The organism is Rheinheimera sp. SA_1, assembly GCF_001669775.1.
Classification (GTDB): domain Bacteria; phylum Pseudomonadota; class Gammaproteobacteria; order Enterobacterales; family Alteromonadaceae; genus Pararheinheimera.
The window spans coordinates 1-19,703 of record NZ_LXWK01000011.1 but is presented as its reverse complement, the minus strand read 5'-3'; the positions used below and the strand labels follow the sequence as shown (position 1 = coordinate 19,703).

14 protein-coding genes are annotated in these 19,703 nt (G+C 47.6%); 8 read left to right on the top strand and 6 right to left on the bottom strand.

Going from position 1 to position 19,703, the window contains the following annotated elements:
- Window positions 1-44 precede the first annotated feature (44 nt).
- Window positions 45-1,271: a response regulator gene (locus A5320_RS01325; RefSeq protein ID WP_068059942.1), complete on the bottom strand. Its 1,227-nt coding sequence runs from the start codon at window positions 1,269-1,271 to the stop codon at window positions 45-47.
- On the bottom strand, window positions 1,261-4,161 hold the full coding sequence (locus tag A5320_RS01320; protein ID WP_197489945.1) for a hybrid sensor histidine kinase/response regulator: 2,901 nt from the start codon (window positions 4,159-4,161) through the stop codon (window positions 1,261-1,263). The genes A5320_RS01325 and A5320_RS01320 overlap by 11 nt, the downstream gene beginning before the upstream one ends.
- A gap of 457 nt (window positions 4,162-4,618) precedes the next feature.
- On the opposite strand from A5320_RS01320, the gene mtgA reads away from it, so the two are divergent.
- From mtgA to A5320_RS01305, 3 genes are all read left to right on the top strand, one after another.
- Window positions 4,619-5,302, top strand: coding sequence for a monofunctional biosynthetic peptidoglycan transglycosylase (gene mtgA / locus A5320_RS01315; protein WP_068059938.1), 684 nt, complete (start codon window positions 4,619-4,621; stop codon window positions 5,300-5,302).
- Between the two features lie 211 nt (window positions 5,303-5,513).
- On the top strand, window positions 5,514-7,019 hold the full coding sequence (locus A5320_RS01310) for an alanine/glycine:cation symporter family protein (protein WP_068059936.1): 1,506 nt from the start codon (window positions 5,514-5,516) through the stop codon (window positions 7,017-7,019).
- A gap of 112 nt (window positions 7,020-7,131) precedes the next feature.
- The gene (locus tag A5320_RS01305; protein ID WP_068059933.1) at window positions 7,132-7,644 is read left to right on the top strand and encodes a GNAT family N-acetyltransferase; all 513 of its coding nucleotides are present in this window, start codon (window positions 7,132-7,134) and stop codon (window positions 7,642-7,644) included.
- A 65-nt stretch (window positions 7,645-7,709) separates the two neighbouring features.
- Here the strand turns inward: A5320_RS01305 and A5320_RS21860 are convergent, their stop codons facing one another.
- Complete coding sequence (locus tag A5320_RS21860) at window positions 7,710-7,940, bottom strand: hypothetical protein (RefSeq protein WP_157605582.1); 231 nt, start codon at window positions 7,938-7,940, stop codon at window positions 7,710-7,712.
- A 196-nt stretch (window positions 7,941-8,136) separates the two neighbouring features.
- Here A5320_RS21860 and A5320_RS01295 point away from each other — a divergent pair, with 196 nt between their 5' ends.
- A complete protein-coding gene (locus A5320_RS01295; RefSeq protein ID WP_068059927.1) occupies window positions 8,137-9,165 on the top strand; it encodes a M14 family zinc carboxypeptidase in 1,029 nt (342 codons plus the stop codon).
- Window positions 9,156-9,935: an alpha/beta fold hydrolase gene (locus A5320_RS01290; RefSeq protein ID WP_068059924.1), complete on the top strand. Its 780-nt coding sequence runs from the start codon at window positions 9,156-9,158 to the stop codon at window positions 9,933-9,935. The genes A5320_RS01295 and A5320_RS01290 overlap by 10 nt, the downstream gene beginning before the upstream one ends.
- On the opposite strand, the gene A5320_RS01285 is transcribed toward A5320_RS01290, so the two are convergent.
- Both A5320_RS01285 and A5320_RS01280 read right to left on the bottom strand, forming a co-directional pair.
- Complete coding sequence (locus A5320_RS01285) at window positions 9,914-11,326, bottom strand: FAD/NAD(P)-binding protein (protein WP_068059922.1); 1,413 nt, start codon at window positions 11,324-11,326, stop codon at window positions 9,914-9,916. The two genes, A5320_RS01290 and A5320_RS01285, sit on opposite strands and share 22 nt — an antisense overlap.
- A gap of 55 nt (window positions 11,327-11,381) precedes the next feature.
- A complete protein-coding gene (locus tag A5320_RS01280; protein ID WP_068059919.1) occupies window positions 11,382-12,080 on the bottom strand; it encodes a tRNA-uridine aminocarboxypropyltransferase in 699 nt (232 codons plus the stop codon).
- Window positions 12,081-12,227: 147 nt separating this feature from the next.
- Here A5320_RS01280 and A5320_RS01275 point away from each other — a divergent pair, with 147 nt between their 5' ends.
- Complete coding sequence (locus A5320_RS01275) at window positions 12,228-13,043, top strand: START domain-containing protein (protein ID WP_157605580.1); 816 nt, start codon at window positions 12,228-12,230, stop codon at window positions 13,041-13,043.
- A 4-nt stretch (window positions 13,044-13,047) separates the two neighbouring features.
- Here A5320_RS01275 and aceK read toward each other — a convergent pair whose 3' ends face one another.
- Entirely contained in the window at window positions 13,048-14,811 is a 1,764-nt protein-coding gene (gene aceK, locus A5320_RS01270; protein ID WP_068059908.1) for a bifunctional isocitrate dehydrogenase kinase/phosphatase, read from the bottom strand.
- A 231-nt stretch (window positions 14,812-15,042) separates the two neighbouring features.
- On the opposite strand from aceK, the gene A5320_RS01265 reads away from it, so the two are divergent.
- Entirely contained in the window at window positions 15,043-17,961 is a 2,919-nt protein-coding gene (locus A5320_RS01265; RefSeq protein WP_157605578.1) for an InlB B-repeat-containing protein, read from the top strand.
- Between the two features lie 250 nt (window positions 17,962-18,211).
- Window positions 18,212-19,703 (top strand): hypothetical protein (locus A5320_RS01260; protein WP_197489944.1); only part of this gene is annotated, 1,492 nt, incomplete at its 3' end.

Sequence of the window (19,703 nt, the reverse complement as noted above, 5' to 3'; positions counted from 1 at the left end):
AGGTCCATTTGATGAACCAACTTGCTGTTTGCGTCTGCTGCTGATTAACCTCCATACTTTTCAAAAATCTTCGCCACAGAATCTTTATACAAAGGTTTGAGCAAATAACCTTTTGCCCCACGGTCTATGGCCTCTTTGACCGTGTTTTTGTTTTTGTTGCCGGTTAACATAATAAAAGGCGTTTGCTGATTGATGCCGCTATTTCGTTGGATTTGATCAAGCACGTACAGGCCATTGGTATCGGGTAAATTGATGTCCATAAATACAAAATCATACTTCTTGTTTTTCATATACGAAAATGCAATCCGGCCACAAGTGGCAGTGTCGACCTCGACACCAAAACTTTTCAGAGTCATGTATGTTAGATTTAAGCTGATTTGATCGTCTTCAACCAGCAGCAAACGGCGCAGATTTTTGATTTCCGTTTCAACTTTTTGCTCGGTATTAGCCGTGTGGTAAAGTCGATTATATTGCTGCGAAGATTGGGTATTCGCGTCTTCCGGTGGAAATTCCGGCAATGAATCATCATCTTCATTGTCATTACTTTCTTCGCTGGGAAACCGGTGATCGTCGGCAATCATTACCGCCAGAATATCAATGACTTTTTGCTGTAACCTTAGCAGCTCAGGCCTGATTTCTTCTGATTTGATCTGGCCGAGTACACTACGGATCAGTTCAAAATTTAATGCAACTTCCTGCTGCATCTGAATTTTCTCTATCGCGTTGTCCAGTGATTGCTCAATAAACCGGATACTATATTCAACTTTCGCACGTAACTGTGCTTTGGTTTCCAATGCTTTGGCTATTTGCTGGTTGGGTTTTAGAGCCGCCGGCCGCAGCTGAGGAGACGAGTCGTTCAGCTCAGGAATGATCCCTAACTTCCGGATCAAGTGGTCACAAATCAGCGCCGGCCGGTGTTGTTCGTATAACGGACGGGCAACCAGATAGTCATCCAACAGACCACCACAAAACGCTTCATAAGCCTCTTGTTCTTCGTTCCGGCTAATCAGTGCCACCACTGCATGCAGGCAAATATTCTGCCCTTGTACTTCATTAAAAGCACGGTAATAAAGGTCCAGACTTGCTTGCAGATTTTCAGTTGCGATGAACAGGATTTTGCTGCTTTTCTCCAGCAACATAATCTGCAGCCGGTATGGGGTTTCGATCAGCGTAATTTTTGCGCCACTCTGTGCCAGGATCCGTAACAGCGTCTGATCACTTTCGCGGTCGGTGGTATAAAAAACAATATGACTGTTGCTGTTAATGTTCATAGCTTTGTTCCAGTTCAATAAATTTTTCAATCACTTCGTTGAGCTGGTTGTTAAATCGCGCCAGTTCAGCCTCGTTCAGGTTGAACAACGCTGGATCTGCCGCCGCATATTCATTGTTTTCGGCCATTAAACTCAGCGTATCCGAACCATAATATCGGGCAGTGCTTTTGATATTATGAAAAATCTCGGTCAGCAATTGCCGGTTTTTTTGCTGAGCAGCGGTACGAAGCAGAGTTTGCTGTTTACAGAGGTACTGACGGAACTGCTCCAGCGTAGTCTTGAGGTGTTGTGGCTCTAGCGGCCCGGTGAACATCATAATAGTGTCGGTATTGACCAGGGCGTCACGGTTAAAAGCCAGTTCACGATCAATATCGACAATACATTCCGGATAACTGTCAGCCTCATCAGCGGCTGCCAGCTGGTCATTTAACAGTGTGAACTGCTGTTCCAGCACGGCTAATGTACAGGGTTTAATCAGCAGCAGATCCACCGCTGAACTGTCACATTCGTGCTGACAACTTAGGGTGTTATTGCCTGTCAGTACCCAAATTTGACAAGGCGCAAGCTGATACTGTCGCTCATAGCTGCGCAGATGGTAAGCGAGTTCAGCTCCGTTCCAGCCGGATAACTGATAATCAGTGATTAACAGCTGATAATGTTGCAACTGACACAGGTTATAGGCGGTCTCCGCGTCTGATGCGGTGTCAGACTGATATCCCAGAGCTGCAAGTTGTTGTTGTAAAACATATAAGTTTTCGTGATGGTCATCAACCAATAAAATCCGCAGCTGGTGTTTTGCGGTGGGAACGACAATCTGCGGTTCCGGAAGAATTGACGGCGGCGGCATTTGCAACGCCTGTAGCCATTCATTCAGCCGGAACGGATACATTTCCAGCAGGCGGGTATGTTCTGTGCTGAATTTCTGTGCTTGTGTCGAGTTAATGACAAAACAACTGCCAGGCAACATCTCATATTGCTGCAGATAAAGTTGTTTATCAATGATTGCGGGATCGGTCAGATCCAGCAACCGCACCTGGTCGTTTGTCGTTGGCTGCAGCATTTGTTCAGCACTACAGAAGCGGGAATTGAATGGCAAACTGCATTGGTATCTCGATAATAGAGCCTGCAGCGCTTTACTATTACTAAATACCGGCTGCTGCTGTATATGCGTTGGCAGTTGCCAGTCCGCGCGGCTGACCCTTGACAAGCTGGTTTCAAAATAGAAATGTGCCCCCTGATCCAACTGGCTTTGCACTTGTAACGTACAATCCATCAACCTGCAGATATAAGCCGAAATTGACAAGCCAAGACCAGTGCCACCAAAGCGATAATAGATATCAGGAGTGGCTTGGGTAAAACTGTCAAAAATATACTTTTGCTGCTCGGCACTGATCCCGATACCATTATCAATCACATGAAAACTAATCTGCTGTTTGTGCTGATCTTCAGCTTCTGCCAACAGGTCCAGCCTGACGATACCATGTTGGCCAGAGGTGAATTTTACACTGTTGCTCAGCAAGTTCTGCAATACCTGACGCAAGCGCAGTGCATCGCACAGATAATGACCATGAATGGCCGGATCAATATAGACTTCGGTTTTAAGCCCTTTTAGTTTCGCTTTAGCGACAAAAGATTCCAGCACATCTTCACACAACCGGCGTAAATCAGTTTCTACCAACTGTAGCCGGGCTTGTTCAGACTCCAGTTTTGACAGATCCAGCACGTCGTTGAGCAACTGCACCAAATGGCGGGTAGTCCGGTCTATGGTGGCGATGTACTGGTGTTTCCCTAATACCGGATCTGCCATTAATAATTCGACCAGGCCGACTATTGCATGCAGTGGCGTGCGGATTTCATGGCTTAACGTCGAAATGAGCCGCAATTGTTGATTATTAGCGTTTTCAGAATGAGTGGCCGCGTGTTGTAGTAACTGATCCAACATTTTGGCGGTAGTGTCATCACTGATTAATCCCACTCTGCTGCCATTGGCCTGTACATAATCCCGGTACTGAAATGACCGGCCATCAAGCAATTGAAAATTGTACCGCACTTTACGGTGTTGTTTTAATTGCTGGCGAAGCCAGCGCAAAGTGACTGCCACCTGGTGATCGTTAAAGTCGCGGCAGTTGTACATAACTGCACGCGCTAACAGTTCTGAGGTTTGGGTCGTTGCTGCATGTTCGGTAAAATAAGGGAAGTTTAAGGTGATCTGCCGCGATAAATAGCGAATATTGCCATGCGTATCCATGATGACAATACCGCCGACCAGGGTCTCAAAAGACTGTAGTAAGGCCGATAGATCGGGTTCTTTCAGACTATGCAGTTGCTGATGGAGCAACAAATACCCGGTACCGGCAATCTGTTGTGGCACAAACAGATAACGCTGTTCGCCAATCATTAACTCCATACTTTTTTGTAATGGCTGCGCCTGAGTGAGTTGTTGTTCTAAATCATAAAGTTGATAACGTTGGGCCAGCAGTCGCAATTGTGTCGAGAATTCGCGTCCTGCTACGAATTCAGCGATATCGCTTTGCATGACCTGATCGTTGCTGATAACGGCAGTACGCAGAGCGGTTGGCGTTATGGTCACAGCCGGGCTGTCCGCCGCTCTGGCTGATTGCGGGCTACCTATTTTGGTGTTTTCCCGCAATAGCTGGCAACTGACTAACCAGCACCGGCATTGTTCATTGTCGACTTGTAACATAGACAACATATATTTCTTTTGCAGCAGTTCCACTTGCAGCATCTGGGCGTGTTGATATGAAAGTTGCGCCGCCGCTTTATTCACTAGCTCATGCTGATGTAAAACCAGTACCGGATCCGCGTTAAAACTGTGACTGCATCCGAGCATTTCACCATCCGCATTCAGTACAAAACAGGGAGTTGTCATCATCCTGAGAATATCTAATATTCCGGTTACCATACCGAAGTCCCTTTTTTCACTCCTTTGCATTAGGTCTAACAGAATTCAGCCAGATTGAAAGCGATGTTTGTAAGATCAGTCAGTCTTTTTTCTGCCGCGGATCGCTGGAGAATTACCGATGTTCGCTAACAAGTTCATCTGGAAAGTTTTATTCCTGCCGAATATTCAGCTTGGTGTAAATAAAATTGAACGCAACCGCGACCGCTCCGCCGGAAAATTGTGATGACGGTCACGACCTGGCTGTTTGATTGCTGTTCACTAACAGAGGCCGTTGCCTGAAGTGTTGAATAGCTGGGTTGAGTATGTTGCCGCTTAGTACTGGCGGACTATTCAGTGTTCAAAGATCTCTTTATACTTTCTACAGTTACCTATTCGTTGATGCCTTTCCGTGCCCCAATTCTTATCGACATTATTATGTAAATTAATGCGTAAATTGCTGCAACTGTTGCGTTATGGCAGCGCTGTGCTGCTTGGTCTGGTGTTGTTGTATTCGTTTGTACCGGTGCTCTACACCGGCATGATGCTGGAGCGCCAGCTTGAAGCGTGGTGGCAGGGTAAACATAACTATCAGCAGCGGCACCAGTGGGTGCCGCTGGAGGACATTTCCCGCCACGTATTGCAAGCGGCCGTGGCTTCTGAAGATCAGAAGTTTTTAGAACACAATGGTTTTGATATGCAAGCGATTGAAAAAGCATTGGTTTATAACAGCAAGGGTAAAAAAATCCGGGGGGCTTCCACCATCAGCCAGCAAACGGCCAAAAATGTCTTTTTGTGGAGCGGCCGCAGCTGGTTGCGTAAAGGCCTGGAGACTGGTTTTACCCTGCTGATTGAAGCTGTCTGGGGCAAACAGCGTATTTTAGAAGTGTATCTGAACAGTATCGAGTTTGGTTCTGGCGTTTATGGGGTGGAAGCTGCGGCGCAGCAGTATTTTCGCACTAGTGCTGCAAAATTAACCCGGCAACAGGCCGCATTACTGGTCACTGTGCTGCCAAACCCACATCGTTTTTTACTACAACGACCTTCGCCATATATGTACAAGAGACAACAGTGGGTGCTCAAGCAAATGCGGCAACTTGGCGCTGTGGCAAAAGAATTACCGGAATATTAGAGAAATACAGCTCCGATCAGCGAGCAATTGCTACGAAAAAGCACTGTTTTTGGCATCGCAGCAGTAAATAGTGCTGTGCCTGACCGATTGACTTCGGTATCTTATGCCACTTGTCTGCCGCTGCCTTTTGGGACCCTACATTGAAATATCAGTGCAGCTCAGTCAGAGGTCACTCTGGCTGCAAAAATTATAACAATCGAGGAATGTGTTGATGAATGAAATTGTAAACAGCATAAATAATGTCGTCTGGAGTTCAGCACTGATTTATTTATGTCTTGGCGCAGGTTTGTTTTACTCCGTAATGACCCGCTTTGCCCAGGTCCGGCATTTTAAAGAAATGTGCCGGCTGATGCTGGATAACAATGCGTCAGATAAAGGTATCTCCTCATTTCAGGCGCTGGCAGTTTCGCTGTCCGGCCGGGTTGGTGTCGGTAATATTGCTGGTGTCGCTGCTGCCATTGGTTTTGGCGGCCCAGGTGCGGTGTTCTGGATGTGGGTGATGGCGTTTTTAGGTGCCAGTACCGCCTATGCCGAATCGACTTTAGGTCAGATTTATAAAGTTGAAGAGAACGGCGAATACCGCGGCGGACCGGCTTATTATTTTGAACGTTGTCTGGGTTGGCGGCCACTGGCCGTGGTGTTTGCTATCTCGGCCATTATTGGTTGCGGGATATTCTTACCTGGCGTGCAAGCCAACGCCGTGGGTAACGCCGTCACCCAAATTTTTGGTGACGGTACCATGGTCAGTACCAGTTTTGGTGACGTCGGCACTTATAAACTGATCGCGCTGGCTGTGATCCTGATTACCCTGGCATTTATCATTTTTGGCGGTATTAAACGGATTGCCAATTTCACGCAAATCGTCGTGCCATTTATGGCGCTGGGTTATATCGTCATGGCACTGATTGTGGTGTTTCTAAATCTGGATAAACTGCCTGGGGTGATTGAATTGATTTTCACCGATGCGTTTACGGCACAAGCCGGTTTGGGGGCTGCAATTGGCTGGGGTGTGAAACGCGGTATATATTCCAATGAAGCAGGTCAGGGCACCGGTCCTCACGCGGCTGCAGCTGCCGAAGTTGACCACCCGGCACAGCAAGGCCTGGTGCAGGCTTTTTCAGTCTATGTCGACACCTTGCTGGTCTGCACCGCAACGGCACTGATGATTTTAATCACGCAACAATATAACGTGGTCGGCACGCTGACTGACGGCAGTTTTATCGTACAAAATCTTCCTGCCAGTACAGAAATTGGCTCGGCTGCATTTACTCAGATGGCGCTATTAAGTGTGTTTGGTAACTTCGGTCAGGTGTTTGTCGGCTTAGCGCTGTTCTTCTTTGCCTTCACTACTATTGTTGCTTACTACTACATCACCGAAACTAACGTTGCATATTTAAATCGGGTGTTTAACAACAAGCTGCCAAGCGTGTTCTTTAAACTGCTGCTGATGTTTATGGTTGCTTATGGCACCGTCAATAGTGCCGGTTATATCTGGACTATCGGTGATATTGGTGTTGGCATGATGGCTTGGGTGAACGTGATTGGTATCCTGATTATTTTCTTTTTACACAAACCCACTATTACCTGTTTGCGCGATTATGAAGCGCAGAAAAAAGCTGGCGGACCTATTACCTTTGATCCGGTAAAACTGGGCATCAAAAATGCCACGTTCTGGGAAAAACGGTTGGAAGAACAAAGACAAAAGTCACAACAGTAAGTTGACCGACTTACCGAAGTTATAATAAGAAGCGACAAAAACTTAAAGCCCAGTCTCGTGATTGGGCTTTTTTTATCATAGCGGCGGCGTTTTCACCGATAAGAGAGGGGTAATGGAAATTTTACAAAGTGACCGGCTGGCTTTTTACTCGCTGACACTGGCTGATTCTGCGTTGATGCTACGACTGCTGAACGAAGAAAGCTTTATCCGCAATATTGGCGATCGCGGAGTGCGTTCGCTGGCACAGGCAGAGCAATATCTGCAAGACGGACCGATGCGTAGCTATCAGCAACATGGCTTTGGCATGTACCGGCTGGTGCGTAAATCTGATGGTGTTAATATTGGTCTGGCTGGATTAGTGTACCGTGAGTATCTTGGCATTCCGGATGTCGGATATGCGTTGCTGCCGGAATTTAGTGGTCGTGGTTACGCATCAGAAGCGGCTTTGGCTGTGTACCAATACGGCAAAAATGTGCTGAAACTGCCGGAGATTGTTGGCATTGTGGCGCCGGATAACCTGGCTTCCAAAAAGATCCTGGAAAAAGCTGGCTTAGTAACACTGAAGCAAATTTTGTCGGCGGATACCCAAAAATGGCTGGACTATTACACGGAACCGAAGCGGTAACGCCGCTGCTCCGGTTGTGGTGACCAACAGAATCAAGGCTAGTTTTCAAAGGCAAAAAAACGATGCTATTTCACAGCTGGCAACTGGCGGTTTTTGACAAAATCCTGATAGCTCTTGGCCGCAACGTCTTTTAAACAACTGCCAGCCAGTGGTTCTGGCAACAGACTGCACTGGGCACGTTGCTCGGCAACCATCTTGTTGTACCAATATTCTTCGCTGCCGCGTTTGGCGACGGTACAGCTTTGCAGAAACAGCAGCAGTAGCAACAGCAGCATACTACTCAAAGTTCGGGTCATTCTTGGCTCCCATCTGGTCGAAATTACATTGATCAAAACTGCACAGATCAAAATCGCACTGCTCTCAATCGCACTGTTCTCAATCGCACTATGGCATAGTCTGCCTGTAGTGCCAAATGTTTGAAAATTCATCAAAATGCCATCTTGGGTCAGATCTCCTGCTTTAAGCTGATGCAAAGCTTCGCGGAGACGGCCCATGGTTGCATATTCGCTGCCAGAACTACATCAGTTGGAACTGCTACTACGCAGTGCGCCAGAATTGGTGCAATCCAAAGTGCTGGGGCTGATTGATTTTCAGCAACAACAATTACCCATTTACGCTGTTACCGTAGGCTTGGCGGCACCGCACAAGCCGGTACTGCTGCTGACCGCTGGTGTGCACGGTCTGGAGCGGATCGGCACGCAAGTGCTGTTGGCATTTTTGGAAGGCCTGTGCAGTCGCTTGCAGTGGGACCCGAATTTTGCCGCTTTGTTCGATAAAGTTCAGCTTTGTTTACTGCCATTGATTAATCCGTCTGGCATGGCGCTCGGCTGGCGTTCAAATCAGCATCATGTTGATTTAATGCGAAATGCGCCAATCGATTGTACCGAAAAAGCTGCCTGGTTGCTTGGCGGGCAAAGGTATTCAAAACGTTTGCCCTGGTATCGCGGGCTTGCGGGTGAGTTGCAGCAAGAAACCGGCTGGGTGATTGCGTATGTGCAGCAGTTGTTCAAAGCGCCTTTTGTACTGGCGTTGGATTGTCATTCAGGCTTTGGCCGCACCGACCGTCTGTGGTTTCCATATGCCAAATCCGCGCTGCAGCCCATCGCTCATCTGGCACAGATGCACCGCTTACGTGAACTGTTTTTCCAGACTTATCCGCAGCAAAATTACATTTTTGAACCGCAAAGCCGGCATTATTTGTGTCATGGCGATTTATGGGATTATTTATACGATTTGTCACAGCAACCTTCAGTAATAAACGGGGCAGGCATCGCGGATGCTCCTACTTTTTTACCGCTGACACTGGAAATGGGCAGCTGGAATTGGGTACGAAAAAACCCATTTCAATTGCTGCGAAGTCACGGTTTGTTTCATCCGGTAAAACCACATCGTATTAAAAGAGTATTGCGCTCGCATCTGATTTTATTTGATTTTTTGCTGCATGCCACAGCCGCTGCACCGGATTGGTTGTCATCGGTCAGTAGCCGCAATGCCAGCGAAGCGGGGGAGTTATGGTATTAACCGGTGTTTCAGGTGAGCCACGCAAGGTGCTTCCTATCGTATTACTGCGCGGGTTGTCGCGGGAACAAGCACACTGGGGCGATTTTATCGGACAGTTGCAACGCGCAGTGGTAAACCCGGTGCTGGCGCTGGATTTGCCAGGCGTTGGGCAGGCGCGGCATGAAAGTGCTCCGGCAAATATTTCGCAAATGGTGCAACAGTTGCGCTCGCGACTGGCGTTATTACAGCAAGGACCTTGTCATTTACTGGCGATGTCGCTAGGCGCTATGGTGGCTATGGAGTGGTCGGCGCAGTATCCGCGAGAGATCGCTTCGTTATTGCTGATCAATAGCAGTAGCGCCGGATTAACGCCCTTTTATCAACGACTAAAATGGCGAAGTTATCCGCTGGTGGTGCAAGCTTTGTTTGCTTCGGTGCAAAAGCGCGAGCAGCTTATTTTACAACTCACTGCGAACAACCTGAAGTTGCGGCAGCAACAGTTAGCGAGTTGGCAGCTTATTGCGCAGGAAAGACCGGTGCGTAAATTAGATGTACTACGGCAGTTGGTGGCGGCAAGTCGCTTTCGATTACCGGCGAAACCCCATTGTCCGGTATTGTTATTGGCCAGCAGGGCCGATCGGTTGGTTGATTGGCAAGCCAGTCAGCGGATGGCAGATCGATGGCAGGTGCCGTTGTTGCTGCATAGAAGTGCCGGCCATGATTTAGCATTGGACGCGCCAGCTTGGGTACTGCAGCAGGCCGTTGATTTTTATTCCAGCAACAGTAACTGACCGGCCAACTGGTGTGCTTGTTGGCGAATTTCGTTCAGTGCCGTGGTTTCCCAAAGCTCTCCGCGCAGGATAGAGCCAATCCCGAACAACCGAGGATGAATGTCGCCGCTGCCATTTTTCAGCGCCAGTGATCCTGGACATGCAGCTAAACCAAGCTCTAGTGGCCCCGATGCCAGCACACCTTCAGCAATGGCGGTTGCGAGCATATGATTGGCGAGCCGTGGATAACAGTTTTCTGGACCGGTGCAGTTGATAATATGATCAACTTGCCGCACTTCTGGTGCCGTTTGACCCTTAGCGATAAACTGAACCTCGATACCACTGTCATGCTGCTGACAACTCAATAACCGCCCCGCGCGGACTTCCAGTGCACCTTGCAGCCGAAGTTGCTGAATTTGATCATGGATCTGTAGTGGCAAACGATGCCGTGCTACCCCCCATAAATGACGTAGCTTTCTGAAGAAAAACTGTTTTTCAGCGCTGGAAAAACCACGCCACCATAGCTGTGAATAAGGTCGTAAGTTGTCAACCAATCCTTCGGCCGAGATCCCCAGCTGTCGCAATTGTTTGCGCTGTTGGTTAAATAAGCGCAACGCCTGCCGTAGTGAAGGATGTTCACCCAGAGTGCTGGCGAAGTCCGGCAGTTTTACTGCTGACACCCGATGCGGCAACATGCCATAGCCGTGTGGCGACAACGATATCATCGGGCTGCGTACCCCTGCCTGACGCAGCGCCAGCACGGTATCGACCATCGTCAGGCCGTTACCTAAAATCAGTACGCGGCTATCTGGCTGCAGCGGTTTTGCGGTTGATTGTGTATTTGAATGAGGGATTGTAACGGCTTGCCATGGATTGTGCTGATAACCGGCAATTGCCGTTAAGCCACTCGCCGCTGGCAATGGGGGTCTCGGTAGTTCATTACCGGTTGCAACTACCACCGCGTCGAATTGCATTTCGCCCAGTGCACTGCTTAAGGCAATCGACGTTGGCAGTACCCTGAGCTTGGTCACAGAAACCGCCAAAAGCTTCAGCTGAATATTTTTGCTGCTGGCGTCCTGTACCGTTTGTTGCCACTGCTGCTGCAGGTATTGACCATACAAAGCGCGCGGCAGATAAGTTTGTGCCAACAATGCGCCGTCGATATTGGCATAAGCCGGCTGTTGCTGTAACCATTGCACAAAATGAAGCGGTTGATCTGGCCAGGCACTCATTTTACCCGCAGCGACATTTAATAAATGGCGGAAATCTGATTGGGCATAAGCGATGCCGGTTTGAAATTGGGCTTGCTGGTCAAATAGAGTAATGCAGAGCGGCCGCTGTGCATGCCGGACCAAGTGCATCGCGACCAGGGTTCCCGCCAGACCGCCACCAATCATTGCAATATGCTGCATAATTCTCCAACTTATTAAAACTTATACTTTTATTTATCTGATATCACACTGTTGCTCAACTTTCGCTGCCTTCAGAGCACGCCTGAAATTTTAAATGCGGCTTGCCAATCATGTAATGTTTGCGAAAAGTATGGAAATAATCGGCTAAGGCACTGGCTGCCGCTTGGTCGTTGGCGACTTTGAGCACCTCAATCACCACTTCGGCCGTGCACAACTGATGTAGATGCGCAGCTTCCCGCAGTTGATAACTGGAAGCTTGTTCGGGTTGAATACCCAACACCGGAAACTGGTTCAGATAGGGGCTTTTGCTGAACATTTTTTTTGCTTCGCGCCAGGTGCCATCTAATAAAATAAACAATGGAACTTTGCCGTTGTCATCGATTTGACGAATGCAGCGTTCAGGTTCAGCATATTGGGTTGGGAAAATAACAATCGGCTGATAGGCAGGATCGCTGAGTAATGCCAGTAGTGCCGGATCCGGCTCTGTTCTATCCCAGACAAAAGCGTGGTTATCCAGCGCGACATCGGCAATCAGCCGACCGGTATTGGTCGGTTTAAAGCATTCACCGGTATACATCAAAAACAAAAATGCGCTTTTTGCACAAGGCGAAGGCTTGGCGAAACAGATGCAATCGGGTTGCGGCAATAAACAATGTTCGCAGCGAACCACTTTACTACCACGGGCATTAAAAGGTTTGGTGGTCCGTTGTAGTTCTTGTAACCGCAGGGCCAGTACAGAATTTTGATGAGTCAAAGCAGAGTTCCTTTAAAATCGCTGGCTATTGTAGCGTGAAAACGCGAGCGCTTGCAGTTGTTGCAGGAAAGGTTCACTTTAGGCACCTTATCTGTTTGTACATTTCAACAAGGATGATTTGTGTTCAGGCTGCGCAAGTTGGTCAAAATGAAGTTGATAGCAGCAAGTTATTGGCGACAAAGCTGGTCAGTGCTGCTGTTGTTGCTATCGGTGCAACTGAGCGCTTTTACCGAGCCACTCGCCAGTAAATCTGCTGCGGTAATAACGCCAGAAGTAGAAAAACCGACTCAGCAAGCAGCGGTAACCTGGCGTTTGTACCGTAAATCAGAACAATTTGAAATGAGTTACCGTGATACGAAGACCGATGGTCGGCCTGTATTAGAAATTAAGGCGCAGTTTGTGTTCAAAGGCCGGATGTCGGCATTTTTGCAGGTGCTCCGGGATACTGAGCATGCAGGTCAATGGCTGGATTCTACCCATTCAGTCAAAATTATTGCCAGCCCCAGTCCGTTTGAAGACTGGGTGCATACCATTTTTGATACACCCTGGCCGTTACAACAACGTGATATGGTGACCTGTTCAACGTGGAAGCAACATATTGATTATTCAATTGAAATGATTGTGATTGCCTGTGATGACAAATGGCCGGTAGCAACAAATACCGTCCGGATAAAGCAAATAAATGCTCGATGGTTGTTGCAGTCGTTGCCGGATCATCTGGTACATGTGACCTACATAGGTGCTGCAGATGCCGGCGGTGGTTTGCCACGTTGGTTAAGTGATCGGGTTGTTATTGCATCAAGCCTGCGTAGTTTTCGAGCCTTACAACAGCAACTTTCACAGCCAGACTACCAGCAGATCGTCGCAGAAGTGTGTGAGCCTGAAATGTCGACAGCAAGTCAGGCTTTGCCTGCCGACGTTAATACTACGTCTTGCCAGAGGTTAAAGTCAGGTGCTAAGTGAAATCCTAATGCTCTGGTACATCCGGACCGATTTCAGGTGAAGTTTGCTGAAAACGCTGGCTGAGTGGGTACGGGAACACATCTTCAACAACACCTTCCCGGATTTTTTGTTGTTTTTCACACCAAAACGCTGCGTCCAATAATTCAGGGTGCGCCTCGAATAACAAAGCCCGCAGCTGCGGTTGTGGTGTAACAAAAGTGGCAATTTGCTCCGGAAATACATCACCTGGGTTCACTGGATACCAAGGCTCGCTTGATAGTAAATCGTCCCAGTTATCGGTATGTGGGATGGTGCGAAAATTCACATCAAGCAGATATTGCACCTCGTCATAGTCATAAAACACCACTCGGCCATGGCGGGTGACACCGAAATTTTTCAGTAGCATATCGCCAGGAAAAATATTCGCGCCAATCATGTCTTTCAGGGCCTGGCCGTAGTCCTGCATTAAGCGGCTTTTCTCGGCATCACTGGCTGATTCTAATGCCAGATTCAGTGGGATCATCCGCCTTTCGATATACAAATGTGAAATCACCACCATGTCGTCTTCGATGCTTAACGAGCCCGGGATCGCTTCTGTTAACTCTGCCAGCAGCTCTGGCGCAAAGCGGTTTTTCGGTAACGCGACATCGGAGTATTCCATGGTGTCGGCCATCCGGCCAACCCGATCGTGCTTTTTAACCAGGAAATAGCGGTCTTTCACCGTATCACGGCCAAAAGCTTTGGTATCGGAAAAGCGGTCACGGATCACTTTAAACACATAAGGAAACGAGGGCAGGGTAAACACCATCATCACCATACCGCGAATACCGGGCGCCGCGACAAACTTATCCGTCGAGGCCGCCAGATGCTGTAGTAATTCGCGGTAAAATTCAGTTTTAGCCTGTTTATGTAACCCGACCGAGGCGTAAAGCTCGGCCAGTGTTTTATGGGGTAACAACTCTTTTAGAAAATGCACCAGGGCAGATGGCACCGGAGTTTCCACCATAAAATAGGCGCGGGAAAAGCTGAACATAATGGTCATCTGCTGCGCTTCGGTGATCAGCGTATCAATATACAGCAGATTATTTTCGGCAACCTTCAGTTGTAACAGCGGAATAATAAATGGTTGCTGGCCATCGGGGCTGACCACCCGACCGACGATATAAGCCGCTTTATTGCGGTAAAACACAGATTTGAGCATATCAAAACGGATTTGATGCACCGGGTGGCGGCCGTGACTGGACTGCAGGCGGAAAGCCTGTAGTAACAAGCGGATATCGCGTTCAAAATCGACAAAAGGCAATGGCAACGAAAAACTGGCGAATATTTTTCGCACACAAACCCGCAGACCGTCCTGGGCTGGGAAATAACTGTCATAAACCGAGGCAATTGGGGCAGGTAACTTTTGCTTGCTGAGGGTAGATTCGACAAAAATATTCTGATTGTGAAAATACTTCCGATCAAAAAGCCTGCAAAATACTGAATTATAAAAAGTTTCAGCAAGTTCCGCTTGCGGATGAAAACCCAGATAGTTTAGGTAATGCTGCTTCACTTGTTGCCACAAAGTTTCATCGAGACAATGCTGTGGTAACTCTTTGACCAACTGGTCGATGGTTTCCTGTACCCGTTGATCGTAAAACGAAATCCGATCTGAGCTGTCCTGGGCAAAGCCAAGCCAGTCCGCGCTGGCAAAGCGCTGCCTGGCTGTTGCTGTCATTTGCTGGAACAAGCTGAAATGACGACGAAAGCCTTTGAGAATCACTTCTGCAATATGTTGCGCCTGTACCATTAATGATCCCGGATGAATGGAGTGAATACTCTAGAATTGGTTTTATTGATAACGCAGCATGCTTTTCAAAGCAATCTTTATTCTAAAGCCTGCAGTAACTTCTGCAGAAAAATTGTGGAGGTGGAATTTTTTGTTAAAAAATTGATATTTATTTGATATTGAAATATTTACAAAAAACATTCTTAAAATTAACTACATTTGCATTGTTTTGTCACAACAATGGGAATGGATATGAACACAGTTAGAAGGAATGGTACGTTTTTACTGCTTGGATTGATGTTATGGCACTGCCCGGTAGGAAGCTCAGAACAACTCGAAAACGCAGCGTCACCTTGGCATCACGAACAATATCAACCAATACTTTTTGATTTTAATCAGGATCAAACCCCTGATCTACTGTTGCATTCTAAGTCAGACGATGCGGTTTCGTTACTGATCCTTGGCCATCAAAACAGCACTGAGGCGAGATTTCTACCAGAGAACAGCATTCAATTACCAGCGCTACTTTCAGGGCATGCTTGGTCTGCTGCTGAAGCTCAATTGTTGCCGCTACGCAGCAAAACCAATGGTATGACTGGTTTGTTGGTCATTTTCCCACAACAACAAGCCGCACAATTATTCCGTTTTGATGGTCAAAACCTGGATTTCTCCAGACCAATTGCCAAATTCCAGAAATCTCAGTGGCCATTTCTGGCCAATGTTACAGAGCACGAACTGCATGTTGCCGACTTTGATAACGATGGCATCGATGAAATCCTGCAACTAGGTAAAGTGAGTGGCGAGCATCAGATCCTGAAACTATTGCCAAATTTCAGTTTGTCTACCCAACAAAAATTTCAACAAAAGGTTGCTTGGGGTAAACAGGGGCAAGCACGGATCATTGTGCGTGATTTTGATAACAATGGTTTTGCCGATATTTTTGCACTGGCGAAAAAACCTGATTCAAAGCATTACCTGGTGTTGTCGGATCAAAGCGGCAAGTTTATCAATGCAAAAGCTCAGGAGATCACGCCGGAAATCGGTGGTCTGTCATGGTTTAATCAAAGCTCTGGCACCATGCTAGTCACACGTAGGGATGATCAACGCGCCAATTTACTGCGTTTATACAATGCTGATGAACAAAGTGCAGCCTCCGACAAAAGTTGTGCCGGCTGGTTGTATGACCCGCTGTTAAAAACCAGCCAAGAATATTGTTTGGCAGCAGCATCGTCCGGCACAGGCGGCAATAACACCCAGCAGCCTCACGATCCTGCTGCGGCTAAGCTCGACAAACCAGCACAAATCGCGATTATTGATTTTAATGAATGCCCTATTATTGAGTTTTCTACTGGTATTTTACCGCGAACGGATTTGCAGCCTGATAATCAATGCGAGTCGATGCCACTTCGACCTACAACGGCCCCTCAGCTCGACGCCAGCAGTTATGCCGTGAATCAAACATTTAATGTTCATCTGATGAATACCAGGGATCCTAAGGCGTTAACTTATGAAGTCTGGGCAACCTTAAATGGTTACGATTTCGACGAAATAGCAACAGTCATTGCTCCGGGTGCCAATGATGTTTGGCCCTCAATTACTGTCACTGGACGGTTGTCTACTATCGGTCATTATCAAGTAAGGTATCGTAGCTGTAACTATAGTGGCTGCAGTGGTTTTGGACCTTCTAGTGCACTGCATATTTATGCAGCCCCGGTTACTTTTGTGGTATCTGCTAACGCAGGAACCGGTGGCAGCATTTCTCCTACATCACGCTCGGTAGTGCAAGGCAGCACTACCAGTTTTACCGTCACGCCAAATAGTGGTTCCAGCATCAATTCGGTGATCGGCTGTGGTGGCAATCGTTCTGGTAATACCTATACCACGGCGGCTATCAATAGCGCCTGTACTGTCAGTGCCTCCTTTGTTGCAAACCCTGTCTATCACACTGTAACTGCAACCGCGGGCAGTAACGGCAGCATTTCTCCTACCTCACGCGCTGTGTTGCAAGGCAGCACTACCAGTTTTACCGTCACGCCAAATAGTGGTTTTAGCATCAATTCGGTAACCGGCTGTAGCGGTAATCTGTCTGGTAATACCTATACCACAGGGGCAATCAATAGTGCCTGTACTGTCAGTGTCACTTTTGTTGCAAATCCTGTCTATCACACTGTAACTGCAACCGCGGGTAGTAACGGTAGTATTTCTCCGGCATCACGCTCGGTGGTGCAAGGTAGCACTACCAGTTTTACCGTCACACCAAATAGTGGTTTTAGGATTAATTCGGTAACCGGCTGTAGCGGTAATCTGTCTGGTAATACCTATACCACAGGGGCAATCAATAGTGCCTGTACTGTCAGTGTCACTTTTGTTGCAAATCCGGTCAATCACACGGTAGCTGCAAGTGCGGGCAGTAACGGTAGTATTTCTCCAGCGTCACGCTCAGTAGTGCAAGGCAGCACTACCAGTTTTACCGTCACGCCAAATAGTGGTTTTAGGATCAATTCGGTAACCGGCTGTAGCGGTAATCTGTCTGGTAATACATATACCACGGGGGCAATCAATAGTGCCTGTACTGTCAGTGCCACCTTTGTTGCAAATACGGTCAATCACATGGTGACGGCAACCGCGGGCAGTAACGGTAGTATTTCTCCGGCATCACGCTCGGTAGCACAAGGTAGCACTACCAGTTTTACCGTTACGCCAAATAATGGTTTTAAAATCAATACCGTCTCTGGCTGTAGCGGAAGCTTGTCTGGCAATACATTTACCACCGGCGTAATCAATAGTGCCTGTACTGTCAGTGCGACCTTTGTTGCAAATCCGGTCAATCACACGGTGACTGCAACCGCGGGCAGTAACGGTAGTATTTCTCCGGCATCACGCTCGGTAGCGCAAGGTAGCACTACCAATTTTACCGTTACACCGGCAACTGGCTATCAGATCAATTCCGTCACAGGCTGCAATGGCACCTTGTCCGGATCGACGTATAACACTGGCTCAATCAACGCGGCTTGCACGGTCACTGCTTCTTTTAAAGTGAGTAGCTCTGCGGTGCAGGTGATTTACCTCCATACCGATGCACTTGGCTCTGTGATTGCTGAAACCGACGCCAACGGCAACGTGATTAAACGTTCCGAATATAAGCCATTTGGCGAAGTGAAAGATAACTAATTTACCGGACATTTTTTAATAAAGGATTGATATGAATAACAAATTACTTATTGGAACATTGTCAGTTTTAATTGGATCATGCCTCAATGCCTATGCAGGGGATAACGGCCACGCCAATGCAGAACTTCGCAATAGTGTTGTTGATTATCACGACCGTGGCAGAAATGCTGCTTTCAGGCCGGTAAAGTTTAGCTCTGCAAATCCCAAGACCATTGTTGAAACTGAAATGGAACATTCAAGAAAAAATATCTTGAAGCAGTTTAATGTCAGTTATGAAATCACTGCTGAAACCACTGATTTAATGGGTGAGCAAATTGATTTAAATACCGGCGCGCTGTCATTTAAACAAACAGATATTCAAGTGCCCGGGAACTTTGCAATTCCAGTTGCCATCACCCGGATCACCGGAACCGCGGATGTTGAGTATTCGGCCAACCGGCTATTCGGGGATTGGAGTCTTGAGCTGCCTTATATTTCAACGACTATGGCCAGTATTGATGGCAACACCTTCACCGGAAGTTGGGCTGCCAATAAGGCCTGTAGCGGACCACTTAATCCTGGCACAGAGCCCAGCTACGAAGCATCTACTTTGACGGTGCAGGACTATTGGAGTGGAGACAATCTGTATATCCCAGGCCAGGGCTCTGCCACGCTGTTATATAAAGATGCGGCCACGCCAAGAACCACCAATAAAAACTGGCGGATAGAATGTTTTACCACACCATCCGGCAGTGAGGGATTCAGAGTTACCACCAACGATGGGACTAAATATACCTTTGACAAATTAAGGCTGGTACGAGGTCTTGATATTGGTAAAAGCAGGGCTAACGGCAGTGTTCCCTTTGATCCACCGCCAATTGATCCACCTGGTCAGGACCAACCTACTGCTTTAGCCTATTACCGACAGTACCATACCTTTATGTTGGCCACTAAAGTTGAAGACAGGTTTGGTAACTGGGTTACCTATAATTATGTTGGCAACCGACTGGATACAATAAAATCATCGGATGGCCGGGAAGTCGCCTTTGGTTATGAAGTCATCAAAGGCAACGATTACATCAACCGCGTCAGCGCTCATGGCCAGGTTTGGAACTATGCATATATCGATAAAGATGCGTCGCCCAAGCTTGGCAAAGTCACCCGTCCGGACGGGAAGTTCTGGGACTTCAAATACAGTCCGTTTTACAACGCATACAATAAATCAACAACGACCTACGGTCAGTGTTTGAATTATGAAAGTAATCAAAGCCATACGATGACTATCACTCATCCCAATGGGGCGGTTGGGACCTTCGAAAAACGCTCTACCACCCATGGCAGAACCGATGTGCCACGGCATAAACTCGGGCCGGTGAATGACAGAAATTACGAGTTCAGTTTTGCAATTGATATTTGTTTTAACGCCATCAGCCTGATGAAAAAAACAATTTCTGGTGCTGGTTTACCGACCATGCAATGGGATTACAGCTATTCCGAAAATATTGGTGCTTTTGCCGGTGAGTCCAAATTTGCACCCGGCCAGGTTACTGTTCCGGCAAATTCGGGGATTGACGCCGGGGATCTAAAATTCTCTAGTGTGAAAGCGCCGGATGGCAGTGTGACTAAGCACTATTTTAGCCGGAAATTTAATTGGGAAGACGGTAAAGAACTATTCAGCGATCAGTACGATAAAGATGGTGTGACTTTACTGCGTCGTTCAGAAAGTAAGTTTATTCAAGGCAAGCGTTATGGCTCGGCCGGTG

Bases quoted from the DNA above. Each gene is read 5' to 3' on its own strand.
- A5320_RS01325 (WP_068059942.1), bottom strand. From the start codon at position 1,271: ATGAACATTAACAGCAACAGTCATATTGTTTTTTATACCACCGACCGC.
- A5320_RS01320 (WP_197489945.1), bottom strand. From the start codon at position 4,161: ATGACAACTCCCTGTTTTGTACTGAATGCGGATGGTGAAATGCTCGGA.
- mtgA (WP_068059938.1), top strand. From the start codon at position 4,619: ATGCGTAAATTGCTGCAACTGTTGCGTTATGGCAGCGCTGTGCTGCTT.
- A5320_RS01310 (WP_068059936.1), top strand. From the start codon at position 5,514: ATGAATGAAATTGTAAACAGCATAAATAATGTCGTCTGGAGTTCAGCA.
- A5320_RS01305 (WP_068059933.1), top strand. From the start codon at position 7,132: ATGGAAATTTTACAAAGTGACCGGCTGGCTTTTTACTCGCTGACACTG.
- A5320_RS21860 (WP_157605582.1), bottom strand. From the start codon at position 7,940: ATGACCCGAACTTTGAGTAGTATGCTGCTGTTGCTACTGCTGCTGTTT.
- A5320_RS01295 (WP_068059927.1), top strand. From the start codon at position 8,137: ATGGTTGCATATTCGCTGCCAGAACTACATCAGTTGGAACTGCTACTA.
- A5320_RS01290 (WP_068059924.1), top strand. From the start codon at position 9,156: ATGGTATTAACCGGTGTTTCAGGTGAGCCACGCAAGGTGCTTCCTATC.
- A5320_RS01285 (WP_068059922.1), bottom strand. From the start codon at position 11,326: ATGCAGCATATTGCAATGATTGGTGGCGGTCTGGCGGGAACCCTGGTC.
- A5320_RS01275 (WP_157605580.1), top strand. From the start codon at position 12,228: ATGAAGTTGATAGCAGCAAGTTATTGGCGACAAAGCTGGTCAGTGCTG.
- aceK (WP_068059908.1), bottom strand. From the start codon at position 14,811: ATGGTACAGGCGCAACATATTGCAGAAGTGATTCTCAAAGGCTTTCGT.
- A5320_RS01265 (WP_157605578.1), top strand. From the start codon at position 15,043: ATGAACACAGTTAGAAGGAATGGTACGTTTTTACTGCTTGGATTGATG.